Consider the following 3,280-nt stretch of genomic DNA (forward strand, 5'->3'; position numbering starts at 1 on the left):
CCTACTCTCACAGGGGGAAGCCCCCAACTACCATCGGCGCAGAGAAGCTTAACTACCGTGTTCGGGATGGGAACGGGTGTGACCTTCTCGCCATAACTACCAGACAATGAAAGAAAGAACGTTGTTCTCTCAAAACTAGAGAAGAAAAGTGTTGAGTTACAAAGTAACGAAAACCAGATTAAAAGGTTAAGTCCTCGATCGATTAGTATTTGTCCGCTCCATATGTCGCCATACTTCCACTCCAAACCTATCTACCTGATCATCTTTCAGGGATCTTACTTTCCGAAGAAATGGGAAATCTCATCTTGAGGGGGGCTTCACGCTTAGATGCTTTCAGCGTTTATCCCTGCCGCACATAGCTACCCAGCGATGCTCCTGGCGGAACAACTGGTACACCAGCGGTGCGTCCATCCCGGTCCTCTCGTACTAAGGACAGCTCCTCTCAAATTTCCTGCGCCCGCGACGGATAGGGACCGAACTGTCTCACGACGTTCTGAACCCAGCTCGCGTGCCGCTTTAATGGGCGAACAGCCCAACCCTTGGGACCGACTACAGCCCCAGGATGCGACGAGCCGACATCGAGGTGCCAAACCTCCCCGTCGATGTGGACTCTTGGGGGAGATAAGCCTGTTATCCCCGGGGTAGCTTTTATCCGTTGAGCGATGGCCCTTCCATGCGGAACCACCGGATCACTAAGCCCGACTTTCGTCCCTGCTCGACTTGTCAGTCTCGCAGTCAAGCTCCCTTGTGCCTTTACACTCTGCGAATGATTTCCATCCATTCTGAGGGAACCTTTGGGCGCCTCCGTTACTCTTTAGGAGGCGACCGCCCCAGTCAAACTGCCCACCTGACACTGTCTCCCCACGCGCTAAGCGTGGCGGGTTAGAATGGTCATACAGCGGGGGTAGTATCCCACCAGCGCCTCCTCGCATGCTGGCGCACGCGATTCTTCGGCTCCTACCTATCCTGTACAAGCGGTACAAACATTCCATATCAGGTTGCAGTAAAGCTCCACGGGGTCTTTCCGTCCTGTCGCGGGTAACCTGCATCTTCACAGGTACTATAATTTCACCGAGTCTCTCGTTGAGACAGTGCCCAGATCGTTGCGCCTTTCGTGCGGGTCGGAACTTACCCGACAAGGAATTTCGCTACCTTAGGACCGTTATAGTTACGGCCGCCGTTTACTGGGGCTTCAATTCTGAGCTTCGCAAGAAGCTAACCCATCCTCTTAACCTTCCAGCACCGGGCAGGCGTCAGCCCCTATACGTCACCTTACGGTTTTGCAGAGACCTGTGTTTTTGCTAAACAGTCGCCTGGGCCTATTCACTGCGGCTCTCTCGGGCTTTCACCCTAATAGAGCACCCCTTCTCCCGAAGTTACGGGGTCATTTTGCCGAGTTCCTTAACGAGAGTTCTCTCGCTCACCTTAGGATTCTCTCCTCATCTACCTGTGTCGGTTTGCGGTACGGGCAGTATCTCTCTTCCTAGAGGCTTTTCTTGGCAGCGTGAAATCAGGAACTTCCGTACTTTATTTCCTTCCCCATCACAGCTCATGCTTCGCAAGAAGCGGATTTGCCTACTTCTCACACTCACTGCTTGGACGCACATTTCCATTCGTGCGATTCCCTATCCTTCTGCGTCACCCCATTGGTCAAACAATTGACACTGGTACAGGAATATCAACCTGTTGTCCATCGCCTACGCCTATCGGCCTCAGCTTAGGTCCCGACTAACCCTGAGCGGACGAGCCTTCCTCAGGAAACCTTAGATATTCGGTGGAAGGGATTCTCACCCTTCTTTCGCTACTCATACCGGCATTCTCACTTCTAAGCGCTCCACCAGTCCTTCCGGTCTGACTTCAACGCCCTTAGAACGCTCTCCTACCACGAACCACTTAGTGGTTCATCCACAGTTTCGGTAATACGTTTAGCCCCGGTACATTTTCGGCGCGGGGTCACTCGACCAGTGAGCTATTACGCACTCTTTCAAGGATGGCTGCTTCTAAGCCAACCTCCTGGTTGTCTAAGCAACCCCACATCCTTTTCCACTTAACGTATATTTGGGGACCTTAACTGGTGGTCTGGGCTGTTTCCCTTTCGACTACGGATCTTATCACTCGCAGTCTGACTCCCGAGTATAAGTACATGGCATTCGGAGTTTATCTGAATTCGGTAACCCGAGAGGGGCCCCTAGTCCAAACAGTGCTCTACCTCCATGACTCTTTACCTCGAGGCTAGCCCTAAAGCTATTTCGGAGAGAACCAGCTATCTCCAAGTTCGATTGGAATTTCTCCGCTACCCACACCTCATCCCCGCACTTTTCAACGTGCGTGGGTTCGGACCTCCAGTAAGTATTACCTTACCTTCATCCTGGACATGGGTAGATCACCTGGTTTCGGGTCTACGACCTGTTACTCATGCGCCCTATTCAGACTCGCTTTCGCTACGGCTCCGCTTTTTCCGCTTAACCTTGCAACAAATCGTAACTCGCCGGTTCATTCTACAAAAGGCACGCTATCACCCATTAACGGGCTCTAACTACTTGTAGGCACACGGTTTCAGGTACTCTTTCACTCCCCTCCCGGGGTGCTTTTCACCTTTCCCTCACGGTACTGGTTCACTATCGGTCACTAGGGAGTATTTAGCCTTGGGAGATGGTCCTCCCGGATTCCGACGGAATTTCACGTGTTCCGCCGTACTCAGGATCCACTCTGGAGAGAAGCCTATTTCAACTACCGGGCTTTTACCGTCTCTGGCGGGCCTTTCCAGACCGCTTCATTTATAGCCTTCCTTTGTAACTCCGTATAGAGTGTCCTACAACCCCAAGAAGCAAGCTTCTTGGTTTGGGCTCTTTCCGTTTCGCTCGCCGCTACTCAGGAAATCGATTTTTCTTTCTCTTCCTCCAGGTACTTAGATGTTTCAGTTCCCTGGGTCTGCCTTCCTTATGCTATGTATTCACATAAGGATACTATCCGACTAAAGATAGTGGGTTCCCCCATTCGGAAATCTCTGGATCAACGCTTACGTACAGCTCCCCAAAGCATATCGGTGTTAGTCCCGTCCTTCTTCGGCTCCTAGTGCCAAGGCATCCACCGTGCGCCCTTCCTAACTTAACCTCATAGACTTCTTCGAAGTCCGGTTAATCTGAATCGCGTTTACCAGCGATGATAAACGTCGGTTCATTTGAAAGATACACTTTCAGTTGATTCTCGGTTACTTTTATACAAGTGTTTCCACTTGTGATAACTTTACTAACTTTTCTTATCTAGTTTTCAAAGAACA

General features: G+C 51.1%; 2 rRNA genes. Both read right to left on the minus strand.

Annotated features, from left to right (window positions below):
- Nucleotides 1-104, minus strand: a 5S ribosomal RNA gene (gene rrf, locus CFT42_RS14635); the annotation flags it as partial.
- 78 nt (nucleotides 105-182) lie between these two features.
- Nucleotides 183-3,114 (minus strand): 23S ribosomal RNA (locus CFT42_RS14640).
- Nucleotides 3,115-3,280 lie beyond the last annotated feature (166 nt).

The sequence above is a fragment of the Listeria goaensis genome, assembly GCF_900186125.1.
GTDB classification, from domain to species: Bacteria; Bacillota; Bacilli; order Lactobacillales; family Listeriaceae; genus Listeria; species Listeria goaensis.